This is a genomic window from Stenotrophomonas sp. A3_2, assembly GCF_036624925.1.
GTDB lineage: Bacteria > Pseudomonadota > Gammaproteobacteria > Xanthomonadales > Xanthomonadaceae > Stenotrophomonas > Stenotrophomonas hibiscicola.
The window spans coordinates 1-378 of record NZ_JAZKVY010000058.1; the positions used below are offsets into that span (position 1 = coordinate 1).

Genomic DNA, 378 nt, shown 5'->3' on the forward strand with positions numbered 1-378 from the left:
CAGCCGGGCTGGGGGAAGATCTGTGCGAATTCGCGCTGTGCACTGCCGACGATGTCGCCGGCACGGTCGAACAGGATCGCGCGCGAACTGGTGGTGCCCTGGTCGATGGCCAGCACGTAGCGGGGCGTCATGCAGCGTCTCCGGTAGAGCGGTCGGGGTAAGGTACCTCAGCTTCCTGCAGAGCCGGGGGCGGGGGCGCGGGGGTGTGGGGGGGGGCCCGGGCCGGGGCGCGGGCCGCCCGCCGGGGGGGGGCGGCCCCCGCCGGGGTGTGGCGCGGGCCCAGGCGGGGGGCCTCCCGCCCACCCCCGCCGCGCGTGCCCCGGCTCTGCAGGAAGCTGAGGTACCTTACCCCGACCGCTCTACCGGAGACGCTGCATG

1 protein-coding gene is annotated in these 378 nt (G+C 75.9%); it reads right to left on the reverse strand.

What is annotated here, in order from left to right; genetic code table 11:
- The coding region (locus R5H29_RS00875) for an FGGY family carbohydrate kinase (protein ID WP_407073507.1) at positions 1–131 on the reverse strand (131 nt) is incomplete at its 3' end.
- Positions 132–378: the final 247 nt, after the last annotated feature.